This is a genomic window from Flavobacterium subsaxonicum WB 4.1-42 = DSM 21790, from assembly GCF_000422725.1.
Lineage (GTDB): Bacteria > Bacteroidota > Bacteroidia > Flavobacteriales > Flavobacteriaceae > Flavobacterium > Flavobacterium subsaxonicum.
Map to the genome: position 1 here is coordinate 118,124 of NZ_KE383909.1, position 14,733 is coordinate 132,856.

Below are 14,733 nucleotides of genomic sequence, written 5' to 3' on the forward strand. Positions count from 1 at the left end.
CGTAATGGCCTTGCCATGCCACCACGAATGACCCTTAGAAACATACTGCAAATAATGGGCAGGCCCGAATGGGCACTTAAAACGCTTGTGCATGGGCAACCCGCTTTTGAAACCCTTAAGCCCTACATGCCCAAAGACCTGAACATGGCGCAGTTAGGCCAGTTTATGAACAAAACATTTTCGGGCAGGTTAAACGAAGAACGCATTGCGCCCATAAGGGATAAGTGGAAAGGCAAGCTGGTGCTTAAAGGCGTAGCCAGCGAAGAAGATGTGGAGATGGCAATACGCCTTGGCTTTGATGGGGTTATAGTATCTAACCACGGTGGCAGGCAGCTTGATGCCGGGCAAAGTGCCATAGCATCGCTACATCCTATTGTAGAAAAATACAAAGGCCAGATAAAAGTGATGATGGATAGCGGCATCCGCTCCGGTGTAGATGTAGCGAGAACGTTAGCTAGTGGTGCCGATTTTACGTTTTTGGGCCGCACTTTTATGTACAGTGTAGCTGCATTGGGCAACCAGGGTGGCAATCATGCTATATCGCTACTTAAAATACAATTACAGCAGGTTATGGAGCAGGTATGCTGCGAGAGGGTTGAGGATTTTCCGAATCACCTTATCAAATAAGCAGCTACTAAAAGGCTTTACTTTTAATTGCCTGAATTATATAATAAAAGCACCTGTAGCGGTGCTTTTATTATATAATTCAGGTTAAATTAATAAAAATCACAAATGATGGCAAAGCAGATTTTTTAACCAAAATTTAGCCTTACCCGGTAATGATCCGTATCTTTGAGTAGTAAATAATAAAGCTATTTTATGAAAAAAATAGGATTTTTATCGTTTGGGCATTGGGCAGATCATCCTTCTTATCAGGCCCGGACAGCAAGCGATACACTGCTTCAGTCTATCGATCTGGCTGTTGCTGCCGAAGAAATTGGTTTGGATGGCGCCTATTTCCGTGTACACCATTTTGCGCGGCAGTTGGCATCGCCATTTCCATTGCTTTCTGCCATCGGTGCCAAAACCAGTACAATAGAAATTGGCACGGGCGTAATAGATATGCGGTATGAAAACCCCCTGTATATGGTGGAAGATGCCGGTGCTGCCGACCTCATATCGGGTGGGCGTTTACAATTAGGAATAAGCCGCGGATCTCCGGAACAGGTTATTGAGGGGTATCGCTATTTTGGCTACGAACCCGAAGTGGGTGATACAGACGCTGATATGGGGCGAAAAAAAGCCCTGGAGTTTTTAGATATGCTTAACGGTAATGGGTTTGCACATCCTAACCCCAACCCAATGTTTCCAAACCCGCCGGGCTTACTGCGCCTGGAGCCGCATTCTGAAGGGTTACGGGAGCGTATCTGGTGGGGTGCAGCATCTAACGCTACTGCAGTTTGGGCGGCCGAAAATGGTATGCACCTGCAAAGCTCTACCCTAAAGTATGATGAAAACGGTAAGCCATTTCACATTCAGCAGGCCGAACAGATACGGTTATATAAAGAGGCATGGAAAAAGGCCGGGCACAAGCACGAACCAAGGGTATCTGTAAGCCGTTCTATTTTTGCACTGGTTACCGACCAGGACAGGTACTATTTTGGAGAGCAGGGCAGGGGAAGTGATAGCTTTGGTTATATTGAGAGTGATAAACGGGCAATATTTGGAAAAGGTTATGCGGCTGAACCCGATAAACTAATTGCAGAGCTGGCTCAGGACGAAGCTATTCAGGAGGCAGATACAGTACTTTTAACCATACCTAATACTTTGGGTGTTGAGTATAATGTGCATATACTATCGTCTATACTAAAACATATTGCGCCGGCACTGGGCTGGCGTTAAATCGTTAAAAATAAATATAAAAGCCTCCTTTTTTTAAATGATAAGGGGGCTTTTAGTATTGATGCAAATTAATACAAACTTTTATGGGTCAGGATTTAATTTCTTCTACTACCAATAAAAGAGTTTAACGTTTAACTTTTGATTTTTTCTGTTTACCCCACCAGATATAAAATCCGGTTATAGGCAATGTGGCGCATAGCAGGCTGGCTATAAAATAAATAATTTTTGATGGCAGCCCTAATATACCCCCTATATGAAGGCTGTAATTAGAGCGCATAAGCCATTTAGAAAAAGGTTCCTGGCTAATGTTCTTTTGAGATTTTGGTAAAAGGTTTAAGGTTTTACAATCAAAATATAAATCGCGCCAAACACCTTTATCCATATCAGTACACGCGTAAAAATCTTCGCTGGGTTTATCAGGAAAATGTATAATAACGGCCTCTTTATTTTCCCGGGCTATTTGTGTACGCACTTTTTTCCAGACATAATCAGCAGAAGCTAACATCTTTGTTTGCTGTATGGTAGCAGTATCATTTTGCTTAAGCGTTGCTTTTTGTTCGGTAACTACATCATCCGCCCAACCGCCGGTTATCCAGTACGTACTTTCTCTTAACCAATTAAAACTCATTAGCAGTCCTGTAAAAGATATTAGCACCGCAAGAAGCATAATGTAAAAACCTGTTACATTATGTAAATCGTAGTTTAATCGTTTAAAGTTAGCTTTCCATTTAACTTTAAACCCGGCATTAAAAGTTGTTTTATTCCATTTTTTTGGATACCATAAAATAAGGCCACTAATAAGCAAAAAGAAAAAAATCAGGGTTGCAAAAGCAGTAATTTGCGATCCAATTTCTTCATTAAGCCACAGGTAGCGATGCCCATCATCTACATAATGAAAAAAATCTTCATGATCTACAATTCCGGCAATTTTACCGTTATACGGATTTACATATATCAGCGAGTCTGACTCTACATCAACTTTAATTGTTCCGTCTAAACCATTATACCATAAGCCGTGTATTTCTTTTTGAGGGAATGATTTATGTACTAAATCGTAAATTTTTGATGGGGGTAATAGTTTTTCAGCACTTTGTGCCTCTACATGCAAATAAGGAGAGGTTAATTGCTTTATTTCCTGTTCAAACACCAATATACACCCGGTAATAGCCATTATTACAACAATAATTCCCGAGGCAAGCCCAAGCCATAAATGCAGCCAGGCATTAACTTTGCTAAAGCGTGATTTTCCTTTTTTTTTCTTTGGGAGATTGTTTTTATCGGCATTCATAAGTTATATCTGTTTGGCAGAAAATAGTTAAAAAAAATACCATATAATCAATACTTTCAGTAAGGACTATATGGTATAATTCTGAAACTAAATATTGTATTTTATTTCTTTGTCAATTTTGTAATAGCAGGTAAATCTGTACCACCTGTAATAGTTGCACCAGGTAAAGCTGCACCTGTTGTAGCATCAATTTGATACACACGTGCTTCGGTATTTGTTACAAAGCTTTTATATATTTTTCCGTTTTCAGTATAAGCGCTTCCAAAACCGTAGTAGTTATCTCCAGAGTGGTCTGGTAAACCTGTAACTTCGGTAATAGATTTTGTGCTAAGATCTAAAATAGCACATTTAAATTTAAAGGTACCATAATTCAAGAAACTCCAGTTACCTTGCTCAGCATCAATAGCTGCAGGCATGTAGTTGATAAGTACTTTTTCGCCTCCAATAGGGTAGGCAGATAAAACTTTTCCGTTAATGCTGCTTGACTCTATGTCAAAGAAATAACTTGAATCAAATTCTGACTGACCTTTCTTGATCTTAAGAATACCAGAATGAGAAGCTGAAGGTGTATAACCGGCTGTAACCGAATTTGATGAGAAAGTGTAAATATCTCCAGATTCTGTTTGAACCATACCTGTATTAGTGTAATACTGGCCAATAGCAGTTGTACGAGTATCTGTAATTGTTTTAACATACGCTAAAGACGGGTATTCGTAAACCTTTATAACAGCATTTTCCTGGTAAAGGTTCCAGTCGGCATCACGCTCAAATGTAGATACAAATACTCTGTTTCCTGAAACATTTACACTTGTAGGCCATAAAAAGTGGCCATTAGGCAATGCAAAATCATCAACTTTACGGGCAGAAATAGTTACAGTGGCAGGATCGTAGATCATCAATTCATTTTGAGTTGAGCTTGCATCCCATGGAGAATTGATAAGGATAAGCTTATCATCATCGGTAGTTCCGTAAGCATACGTATCGCCTGTAAATAAATGGTTGGTTTTAGCCAGCATACCATCCTGGTTAAGATAGTAAGCTACAGAGCCTTCATCATCACCTGTAAGTGCAAAAAAAGTATTTGCTACAGGTATACAGCCTCCCGGTTGTTCTATACCTTGGCCAATCATGCTAATTGTACCAGTCATAAGCTGCTCCAGCGATTCAAATTGCCAGATATACGGTTTGTAATCTGTTGTTTGGTACGAAAGTACATAACTTACGTCTGCCGGATTTTCTGTTGGTGTACCTGAATCATCGTCGCTGCATGAAAAAAACATTGCAGGCAATACAAGTAAAGCTAAAAGATTTTTAAATCTGCTTATCATTAATATAAAGTTTAAAATTATTAATTAGTTAAAAAATATCTGAATTTTATTGTAAACGCCCTACCGGGTTTTTGTATCTTAAAATAGTCGTACACCTTGGTGTTGGTAATGTTATTACACTCTAAACCTATATTGTATTTGCCTTTTCCAAACACATAAGCAGTAGCAATACTTTGTGTAAATTGCTCCGGTATTGTTCTTCGGGTATCGGCCTGGCCTAACGTTGTAGATACCAAATAGTACTCATCTATATAGTTTGCAAATATGTTAACCGTTAGGTTATCATTATCTGTTCTTATTTTTCTAAAATTAAACCCTAAGTTGGCATTACCATAAAAAATAGGCACATTGGGCAACTGGGTGCCGTTTAAAGCATCCGGAATGTTAGAGCCCGGCGGGTCGAATTTATTGGTGTTAATTGTTTTTTGATGTGTTGCATTTATCTCAAATGTAAGCCAGTTCATATATCCATAATGTAAAACACCATCAAAGCCTGTAACCCTTACATTATCCATGTTAATATATTGAGACTGCGCACCCTGAGTTTGAATTTGTATAAAATCTTTTGCGTTTCGATAAACAAAATTTCCCTGAAACCCAAACGAATGTTTATTGTAGGTTTTTCTTAAGCTAAGGCCTGTGTTAAAGTTATCACTTGACTCTGGTTTTAGGCCTAATGTTGGCAAAAGTAGTAAGCCATCGCCCAGCATTTCTTCGGCAGTAGGTAAACGAAACGCATGCTCGTAAGATGCTTTTAATTGTACATCGGGCGTAATAAAATAAGCTAAAGCCGTTCCGTATCCCAAATCATCAAAAGAATTTTTTACAATATCATATTCTTTAACATCTGCATAATCATCTCTTACAGCAATCATACTGGTATTTAAAAAATACTTTTTACCAAAAGCTATAACCGATAGTTTTTTATTAAATGCGGCAAGATTATAAGAAAGCCCTAAAATATTTTTATCTATTGTGGGTGAACCCGGTTTAGTAATGGTTTTGTATTCGTCATCTTCTTTACGTTTTAAGCTAACAAGAGAGTGATTAAAAGCCACATATTGATTATCAGTAAAATCGTATTTTAAATTGGTGTTGGTTTGTAGCGAGTTATCATCGTATACGTAAATTGTTTTTTCGCGGTTAATTTCGCCACCGCTATTTAAATTAGCTACAGTATGGCTGCCATCCCAGCTGTACCTGTTAGACGATGTATCTACAGAGCGGCTATTTACAATATTATAAGATGCTGCAATGCTGGCAGACAGGTTTTTAGTAAAAAGGCTGTCTTTTTTAAATTTAAGCGATGATACAAAGGCCTTACTATCTGTAAAGGCATCGCCTACAACCCTTTGCATTGTTGTACCGGTTTGTATCTCTTTTTTATTGCCGGTTACCATGGCTCCTAATAAAAGATAATCGGCAAACTTTTTATTTTTTACGCCTACTTCGGCCATAATAGCGCCAGATTTGTAACCATCATGAAAGTGCTTGTATTTTCGCTCTGGTGCAAAAGCCCCTGTAGAGGCATCTGCTACACTTACATCTACATCGTAGCTATTATCAGAATAATTTGCAAAGGCATTTATGTTAGCAACAAATCCATTTTTATTGGTAAATCGGGTATTTACTGCTGCCTTGTGCGTATTAAACGACCCGAAACTATAAGATGCATCAACATAGCGCTTAACCGATTTATTGGTAATAATATTTACAGCTCCGCCTAAAGCATCGCTTCCTAATTCAATGGGCACAACGCCTTTGTATACCTCAATACGCTCTGCCATGTTAACCGGAATGTTGTTAAGAGTAAACGATGAACCATAATTATCGATGGGAATGCCATCCATAAAAAATTTAATCTGGTTGCCCGAAAAACCATTTAGCGAAAAGTTAAAATTAGATCCCATTCCGCCAGACTCCCTTACACGAACACCTGTTGTACGGTTAAGCACCTGATTAAGATCTGCAGATGTATTATGTATTGTTTTTAAATCGATAGCAGTAACGTTAAAAGCCTGCTCCTGAACGCGCTGAACGGTTGATTTGCCCGACACTTCTACTTCCTGTAACTGGGTGGCATCCTGTTCTATTGTTTGAGTTTTGTAGGTGTTAGAGCCCTTATTTAAGGTTATTTGTTTTTCTGAAGTTTTGAATGACGTAGATGAAATTACAAGAGTATAATTGCCCGGAGCAGCAATAAGTTTGTACATCCCATTACTATTAGTAACAGTACTATAAGCGGTTCCTTTAAAAGATATAGAAACCGATTCGGCGGGTTTTCCATTTTCCAGCAACACCTGGCCAACCAGTGTTGTAGAGTCTTCTTGAGAAAAACTACTTAAACAGCTAAAAAGTAAGATAATAATAGTACAGAGTTTTTGCATTTTCATTTTTGCGCCGGAATTTATTCCTAATTTTTGCGCAAATGTAAACATGTACCTTTCACAATCCAAAAATTATCTTTACTAATTCTAAATAAAAACAAAAAAGGCTCATTTTGTTATTCAATCCAAATCCAGAATCGACCACTTTTTAAAGTATTTATAAAGTAGCTGAGTAAATTAGCTTAACAATTACGTATAATTGTAATGCAATTAAAATTGTACGATGCTATTTTTTGGAAATATAACCGGGCTACTCAAAATTTATATCTAATAAATCGGCCGGGCTAACACCTAAACCTTTAGATAGCTCTAATAAAGTTGTAAAGCCAAAATTTTTATTTCCCTGCTCAATAGAAAGTAAATCTTTTATGCTTAAAGAACACTTGGCAGCTACATCTTTAACTTCAATACCAAGCTTTTGGCGCAATGCAGCCACATGCTCCCCAAACTTTATTAGCCTTCTGTCTTTAAACTGTAACATAGTATTTATTCTGATATTATCAAATATAAAAATATTGAGGCTACTATTCTAAGAAGCTTGCCAATATAGACTTGGAATAAATTAAAATTATGCCCTATCGATACTTGTAAACAGTAGTATTACAATAACTATGCATTACAATTTAGCAGACTTAAATAAAAATCATATAATTTTACTAAGCACATAAATTTCTTTTTTGCTTTAGTGCGCTAAATAAAATTGATGAATACACAAACCGAAATACATTTTATAAATCGAAGTGGCTGGCTTAGGGCTGCCGTGCTTGGTGCCAACGACGGAATTTTGTCGACTACCAGTCTTGCCATAGGTATTGCGGCAGCAAGCGATTCGAGGAATCCAATTGTATTGGCTGCCCTTGCTGGAGTGGTTGCAGGAGCGCTTTCTATGGCAGCAGGAGAATATGTATCGGTAAGCTCTCAAAGCGATATTGAAATTTCAGATTTAGAGAGGGAGAAAAAAGAACTGTTAGAAATGCCTGAAGATGAACTTGCAGAGCTTACAGAAATTTATATTCAGCGAGGACTAACAGCTGAGCTTGCAAAAGAAGTAGCCCTGCAACTTACAGCACATAATGCCCTCGAGGCACACGCCCGAGACGAACTGGGAATTAACGAAATAACCCAAGCCAAACCTTTTCAGGCTGCAATGGCATCTGTACCTGCCTAAACTTGTCCGTTTAATACCTGATCGTGTATCCATGATTTGCGATTTAACTGCAAATTTTACGGGCGATCGTGCTGGTTATTAGGTTGTAGTTTTATCTTAAGGTAATATTAAGTTAGCTCTGCGGTAGCCGAAAAGAAAAATTTAGGATCGGTCTGCAATTTTTGTATAAAATCTGAATTTTCCGTTGTGCCATCAAGTACAAAGTTCTTATTATACATTTTAATGTCATCTTTATAATTTATGATTGATATGGCGTAGCTTAATACTAATACAAACCTGCCCTAATTATGTCAGGGCAGGTTTAAAATAAAAGCTTATAAAATTGTATTGATCATAGGGCAACTTCTATTATCAGTAATATTGGTAGGGAAAACAGTAATTCGTATACTTTTTTTAAAATCAAAAGGCGGAACTTCGTATGCATAAATTATGAAGAACCGTAATTCTTAATAAACTGCCTTAATTTGTTAAAACAGTTGACGATGTAAAAATACATTTGTCTATTGCACAAATTTAATAAGTCGAAGCCCTTATTTTATTAATGTTTATGAAGATAACACTACAATTACTTTTTATTTTTTTGGTGCTGTTAACAACTGCTGTCCGGGCACAAACGAAGCCAATACAGGACAGCATTAGATCAATTGATTCTATCAGGAATCATTCTTTAGATGAAGTGGTTATATCGGCATCAAGAACGGCCGAGAGTATCATGAAATCGCCGGTAAGCATAGAAACTGTTGATGGCTTGTATTTTAAAAAGAGCGCTTCACCTTCATTTTTTGATGCGCTCGAAAACGTAAAAGGCGTGCAAATGCTTACTCCCAGCCTTGGTTTTAAAATTATCAACACCCGTGGTTTTGCTAATACTACTAACGTTAGGTTTACACAAATGGTAGATGGCATAGATAATCAGGCACCACACATAGGTGCGCCTATAGGCAACGCTATGGGGCCAAACGACCTGGATATTGAACGTGTAGAGATAATTCCAGGTACGGCATCGGCACTTTATGGGTTAAATGCCATTAACGGCCTTGCCAACTTTATAACTAAAGACCCGTTTAAAAACACAGGCATTACTTTTCAGCAAAAAACAGGTGTAAATCATGTTAATGATAGTAATTCCGGCGCTGAAATATTTACAGAAACCAGCTTTAGGGTTGCCGAGAAACTATCTAACCGTTTTGCTTTTAAGTTTAACGGTAGCTTTACCAAGGGCTCTGATTGGATAGCCGATGACCGAACCGACCTTAATGCCAATGCCAATACAGGTGTAGATATTGCAGGGGGAGTTAATAACCCGGCTTACGACCCGGTTAATGGTTATGGTAACGAGTCGTCTAACAGACGTACGATAACCCTTAATGGCAAGCGCTATGTTGTGGCACGCACAGGCTACAGCGAACAGGATGTTGCAGACTATGATATACAAAACATTAAGGCAGATGTTGGGCTTTATTACAAGCTAAGCCCTAAAACTACCCTTAGTTATACGTACCGTTATGCTGATATTAATAATGTATACCAACGCGCTAACCGCTTTGCTCTTAAAGATTATATATTACAGCAGCATGCGTTAGAGCTTAAAAATGATATTTTTCAGGTAAGGGCGTTTGTTACTACAGAGAACACCGGAAAGTCGTACAACCTGCGATCGGCGGCAGAAAACATGGATCGTAGCTTTAAATCAGATAACAATTGGTACGCTGATTATACAGCAGCATTTAACAATGCCATTACAGTGCAGGGAGTCAACGCAGACCAGGCACTCAGCCAGGCACGAGCAGCAGCTGATATGGGCAGGCTGCAACCCGGAACAACTGCCTTTAAAAATACATTAAACGCATTAGCTAACATTAATAACTGGGATCAGGGTGCGGCATTGCGCGTAAAAGATAAACTGGTACATGGCGAAGCCCAGGCAGATATTTCTAAAGTATTGGGAGGTAACTTTAAAGAAAACACTGGGCTGGACCTACTGGTTGGGGCAGATTATCAGGCATACATTATAAAGCCCGATGGCAATTACTTTATAAACCCTGCCGAAGGAAAAACCTTTGACACCTTTAGCTACGGCAAAACAGGTGGTTTTGCTCAGGCGGGTAAAAGCCTGTTTAACGGTTTGCTAAAATTATCGGCTACATTAAGGATAGATAAAAACGATTATTTTGATGTAAAATACAATCCGCGTGTGGCTGCCGTAATTACTCCCGGCAACGGCCAAAGCATCAGGATGTCTTTCCAGAGCGGCTCGCGTTTTCCAAGTATTTTCGAAGCCTTTTCTAATGTAAACAGTGGTGGCGTAAAAAGGGTAGGCGGACTAAAGGTTATGTCTAACGGGGTTTTCGAAAATGCTTATTTGCGTAGTTCTATAGATAAGTTCCAGTCGGCCGTTAACAGCGATTTTAATAATGGCGTGCCCCTTACCGATGCTATTGAGCAGCAAAAAGGGTTGCTGGTTAAAAACTACTATACCTACTTAAAGCCGGAGCATATCAATTCGTTCGAAGTGGGGTATAAAGGCCTGTTTGCAAAGCGAAGCCTTAAAGTAGATGCCGACTTTTATTTTAATAAATACGACAATTTTATAGCTCAGGTAGAAATGAATGTGCCCAATACTACTGATGCAGCACTAATTCCTACCGCCCTAAACGACAGGAGCCAGCAAAGCCGTTACCGCATGTATACCAACTCGCAAAGTGTGGTGTATAATCTGGGTGCCAGCCTGGGGTTAAGCTACCTGCTTGCAAATCATTACACTATAAGTGGCAATGCATCGTACGCTAAATTAAGCCGCACAGATAATAACGATGGTTTTGAAGACGGTTTTAACACGCCCGAATGGATGGGTAATGTTTCTTTTGCCGGAGAAAATGTTTATAAAGCCCTTAGTTTTAATGTTACGTACAGGAGGCAGAGCAGTTTTTACTGGCGCTCTTTTTTAGTTAATGGCAATGTAAAGGCTTACGGAACGCTCGATGCCCAGATAAGCTACGAGCTGTACAAATCAAAATTAGGAATTAAATTAGGTGCCACAAACCTTACCAACAATTATTACAATTCGTTTTTAGGAGGGCCGGCAATAGGCGGGTTATATTACACTGCGCTCACTTATCATCTTTAATATTTAATTTAGGGGTAAAAAGAAGTCGGCTTTTTAAGAAAATTTTAGCATTAGTGTTTGAATTTTGCAATTTTTTATTTGAAATTCATTAGCCTGAAAGCAAATATTTGGGTAATTTTATAAATAAGGAGAATTAGGTTTTATCAGCTAATAATCAATAAATTAAGTAAACTATGTCAGTATTAAAAATTAATGGTAAATCTTACACCATAGATGCCGATGAAAACATGCCGTTGCTGTGGGCAATACGCGATATTGCTGGCCTTACCGGTACAAAATTTGGCTGTGGTGTAGCGCAGTGCGGTGCCTGCGTGGTACATTTAGATGGCGAGGCCGTACGGTCTTGCGTTACAAAGGTAAGCCGTGCACAGGGCAAGCAGATAACTACCATAGAAGGGTTATCTAAAAACAACGACCACCCTGTACAGCAGGCCTGGCAGGATATAGATGTACCGCAATGCGGTTACTGCCACTCAGGCCAAATTATGTCGGCTGCGGTATTATTAAGAGAAAATCCTAACCCAACCGATGAAGATATAGATACTGCCATGGCGGGCAATATTTGCCGTTGCGGTACCTATCCAAGAATACGCAAGGCCATACACAATGCAGCCGAGATACAGCGTAATTCAACCAAATCGTAAGTAGATTAAGCCTATATAATTACACACTTATATTAATTAAAATCTACTACCATGAAAAATCCATTCAAAATAAACAAAAACATCAAACTAAAAAAAATAGCAGTTCCTGTAACTGTACTGTTGCTAACAGGTTCACTAACAGCCTTTAGCTATAACACAGAACTAACAACAAGCACTTACGTAAAATCTCCTGATTTTTTAGAAAAGAAAAAAGACAGTGTGGCATCTGTAAAAGCATTCGAAAAGGTGTACAGCGTGCTAATGAGTCCGCGCTGTATGAACTGCCACCCTATAGGCGATATTCCGTTACAGGGCGAAGACAGCCATATACACACCATGCAGCCAAAGCGCGGTAAAGATGGTAAAGGCCTGTATGCCATGAAATGTGCCAATTGCCACCAACCCGAAAATACACCCGGCTTGCATGCGCCACCGGGCAACCCCAACTGGCATTTGCCACCTGCCGATATGAAAATGGTTTTTGAAGGCAAAACGGCAAACCAGCTGGCAAAACAACTAATAGACCCCAATCAAAATGGGCATAAGGATATGAAAAAGCTTATTGAGCATGCCGATGATGGCCTTGTGCTTGCCGGGTGGAAACCCGCAGAAGGCTTAAAGCTGCCGCCAATAAGCCATAAAGAATTTAAAAAAGCCTGGATAACCTGGCTGGAAACAGGCGCTTATGCACCTAAGCAATAGTTAAGTACTATTAATTAATAAAGATTTTATTATGACACAGTCCAGAGATAACGATAATTTTTCGAGAAGGAGCTTTTTAAAAATAGCAGGGCTTGGAGGTACGGCTTTATGTTTAGGTTTAAATTTTATAAGCGAGGCAAATGCCGCGATTATAAAACCGCATGAGGCAAGCCTGGCGGCCATTGAGTTTAATCCGTGGATAATTATAGACCCAACAGGTAAAGTTACCATTATAGACCACCGTGCCGAAATGGGGCAGGGGTCGTATCATTCTGTTCCGCAAATAGTTGCCGAAGAACTGGAGGTAGACCTTAAAGATATTAACGTGCAATTTGCCCCGGGCAACGAAAAAAAATACGGGGGGCAGGTTACCGGGGGGAGCTCTACCATTAGAGGGTCGTATAAAAATTTGCTAAAGCTAAGCGCCTCTGCCCGCGAAATGCTTACCACCGCTGCCGCTGCTGCCTGGAGTGTTCCGGTATCAGAGTGTTATGCCCAATCGGGGCACATTATCCACAAGCCATCGGGCAAAAAAGCCAGTTATGGCGAACTTGCCCTGGCAGCATCAAAACTGGAAGCTCCAAAAGAACCAAAGCTTAAAAAAATATCAGAATATAAGCTTATCCGTAAGCCGCTGCGCCGTATAGATACCGCAGCCAAAACAAACGGAAGCCTTGTATTTGGGCTTGATAAACGTATTGCCGGATTGCAATTTGCATCGGTAGAGCGCGATCCGCGTTTTTTGGGCAAAGTTAAAAGCTTCGATGCTTCTGCGGCGCTAAATGTGCCCGGGGTAAAAAAAGTATTTAAGGTTGCCATGGGGTATTACGAATATAAAAGAGAAGGCGTTGCAGTAATAGCCAACTCTACCTGGGCAGCGCTACAGGGCCGAAAGGCTTTAAAAGTAGAGTGGGATTCGAGCGGTTTTGAGCACTGGAGTACTCCGGATATTTTAAAAAAGCAAGCCGAACTTATACAAACACAGGAAGGCATGCCGCTAAAAACGCAGGGAGATCCTAATGGTTTACTGGCAAAGGCTTCAAAAAAAATAGATGTTACGTATCAAACGCCTTACCAGTCGCATTGCGCTATGGAACCCCTAAATTGCATTGCCCATCATAAAGGCGATTCGATAGAAATATGGGGACCTATACAGGCACCGGGCTGGGTTCAGGATTATGTAAGCAAGCAGTTTGGTGTAGAAAAAGAAAAAGTGTTAGTAAACATGACCTTTCTTGGCGGAGGCTTTGGGCGTAAAGCCATGACCGATTATCCGCATGAAGCGGTAGCTATTTCCAAAGAAATTGGCACCCCCGTACAGGTTATCTGGACACGCGAAGACGATGCTACCTTAGGGCCTTTCCGCCCGGGAATATCGTATCGTTGTGAGGGTACCTTAGAGAACGGAAAAATCGGGGCTTTAAAATTCCGTATGGCAGGCCAAAATAACGACCATTGGCGCGGTGGTAAAAAAACCGAACCCAACCGCAGCACCAGCGAGGGTTTTCTTAAGCCTTATTACGAAAGTATTAAAAACTTGAGCATTAGCGATGTATTGTTCGAAACGTCTATACCAACAAGTTTCTGGAGGTCGGTTTATGCTTCCACAAACGGTTTTGCCTACGAAAGTTTTATGGACGAAATGGCGCATCAGGCAGGCAAAGACCCGTTAGATTTCCGCAGGACACATTTGCAGGAAGAGCGTTGCCAAAAACTTATCGATAAGCTGGAAGCAGTGTCGGGATGGAAAAAAAGAAAGAAAAACGAAGGCTATGGCATTGCTATAACCGAATGTTTTGAAACCACGGTAGGGCAGGTAGTTAAAGTATCTAAAAACCCTGCCGGAGGCGTTAAAATAGATAAGGTTTGGGCCGTTATGGACTGCGGCTGGTATGTAAACCCCGACATCATCCATGCACAGGTTGAAGGGTCTATTGTTATGGGTATTGGCGCAGCAACCACGCACCAGATTACTTTTAGGGATAATGTTGTAGAGCAGCATAATTTTTACGATTACCCTATGCCGCGCATTAACGAGATTCCGCCGATAGAAGTACACATCATGGAAAACGAGGCCGATGCAGGCGGAGTGGGAGAACCTGGATTGCCACCACTGGCACCGGCACTTACCAATGCTATTTTCGACCTTACCGGTAAAAGAATACGCACATTGCCGTTTAGCTTATCTGAAGTATAAAGTTTTGATAAAATATGGGCGTGGCGGGCGTTTGTAGTTTATTTTTGTAA

At 40.0% G+C, this 14,733-nt stretch carries 10 protein-coding genes and 1 pseudogene; 7 read left to right on the top strand and 4 right to left on the bottom strand.

Features of this window, described 5'->3' with window-relative positions; all coding sequences use genetic code 11:
- Both G509_RS0111030 and G509_RS0111035 read left to right on the top strand, forming a co-directional pair.
- Window positions 1–627: alpha-hydroxy acid oxidase (locus tag G509_RS0111030; protein ID WP_026991594.1), on the top strand; the 627-nt coding region annotated here is incomplete at its 5' end.
- Window positions 628–819: 192 nt separating this feature from the next.
- Window positions 820–1,842, top strand: coding sequence for an LLM class flavin-dependent oxidoreductase (locus G509_RS0111035; RefSeq protein WP_026991595.1), 1,023 nt, complete (start codon window positions 820–822; stop codon window positions 1,840–1,842).
- A 124-nt stretch (window positions 1,843–1,966) separates the two neighbouring features.
- Here the strand turns inward: G509_RS0111035 and G509_RS0111040 are convergent, their stop codons facing one another.
- The 4 genes from G509_RS0111040 to G509_RS0111055 form a co-directional block, all read right to left on the bottom strand.
- Window positions 1,967–3,130, bottom strand: coding sequence for a PepSY-associated TM helix domain-containing protein (locus tag G509_RS0111040; RefSeq protein WP_051200142.1), 1,164 nt, complete (start codon window positions 3,128–3,130; stop codon window positions 1,967–1,969).
- A gap of 101 nt (window positions 3,131–3,231) precedes the next feature.
- Complete coding sequence (locus G509_RS0111045) at window positions 3,232–4,458, bottom strand: DUF4374 domain-containing protein (RefSeq protein WP_026991597.1); 1,227 nt, start codon at window positions 4,456–4,458, stop codon at window positions 3,232–3,234.
- A 20-nt stretch (window positions 4,459–4,478) separates the two neighbouring features.
- Window positions 4,479–6,845 carry a TonB-dependent receptor gene (locus G509_RS0111050; protein ID WP_207382723.1) on the bottom strand — a complete coding sequence of 789 codons (2,367 nt, stop codon included), beginning with the start codon at window positions 6,843–6,845 and terminating at the stop codon, window positions 4,479–4,481.
- Between the two features lie 250 nt (window positions 6,846–7,095).
- Window positions 7,096–7,326, bottom strand: a complete 231-nt coding sequence (locus tag G509_RS0111055) for a helix-turn-helix domain-containing protein (RefSeq protein ID WP_026991599.1) — start codon at window positions 7,324–7,326, stop codon at window positions 7,096–7,098.
- 222 nt (window positions 7,327–7,548) lie between these two features.
- Here G509_RS0111055 and G509_RS21905 point away from each other — a divergent pair.
- The 5 genes and pseudogenes from G509_RS21905 to G509_RS0111085 form a co-directional block, all read left to right on the top strand.
- Window positions 7,549–8,001: pseudogene (locus G509_RS21905) on the top strand (VIT1/CCC1 transporter family protein); the annotation flags it as partial.
- 559 nt (window positions 8,002–8,560) lie between these two features.
- A complete protein-coding gene (locus G509_RS0111070; RefSeq protein ID WP_026991600.1) occupies window positions 8,561–11,140 on the top strand; it encodes a TonB-dependent receptor in 2,580 nt (859 codons plus the stop codon).
- 173 nt (window positions 11,141–11,313) lie between these two features.
- A complete protein-coding gene (locus G509_RS0111075) occupies window positions 11,314–11,784 on the top strand; it encodes a (2Fe-2S)-binding protein (protein WP_026991601.1) in 471 nt (156 codons plus the stop codon).
- A gap of 51 nt (window positions 11,785–11,835) precedes the next feature.
- Window positions 11,836–12,486, top strand: coding sequence for a cytochrome c family protein (locus G509_RS0111080; RefSeq protein WP_026991602.1), 651 nt, complete (start codon window positions 11,836–11,838; stop codon window positions 12,484–12,486).
- A 31-nt stretch (window positions 12,487–12,517) separates the two neighbouring features.
- On the top strand, window positions 12,518–14,683 hold the full coding sequence (locus G509_RS0111085; protein WP_026991603.1) for a xanthine dehydrogenase family protein molybdopterin-binding subunit: 2,166 nt from the start codon (window positions 12,518–12,520) through the stop codon (window positions 14,681–14,683).
- Window positions 14,684–14,733: the final 50 nt, after the last annotated feature.